This is a genomic window from Pantoea sp. S62, assembly GCF_016658625.1.
Classification (GTDB): Bacteria; Pseudomonadota; Gammaproteobacteria; order Enterobacterales; family Enterobacteriaceae; genus Pantoea; species Pantoea vagans.
The window spans coordinates 1-259 of record NZ_JACVVI010000072.1; the positions used below are offsets into that span (position 1 = coordinate 1).

1 protein-coding gene is annotated in these 259 nt (G+C 68.7%); it reads left to right on the forward strand.

The features are described from left to right. Nucleotides 1-259, forward strand: a 259-nt coding sequence (locus IBT54_RS24980) for an Ig-like domain-containing protein (protein WP_201253337.1), incomplete at both ends; no start/stop codon positions are given.

Genomic DNA, 259 nt, shown 5'->3' on the forward strand with positions numbered 1-259 from the left:
CGACAGCGAACTCGGCACCGCCACCGTCGGCGAGGACGGCAGCTGGACCTTTACCCCGGATGCTCCGCTGGACGACGGCGAGCATGCGCTCGTGATCGACGGCACCGATGCGGACGGCAATGCGGTGAACGACACCGTGAACGTGAACGTCGACACCAGCGCCACCGCGCCCGGCCTGACCGACGACGCTGGTAACGCAGTGGCCGATGGCAGCACCACCAGCGACAGCACGCCAACGATTGGCGGCGGCGGCATGCAG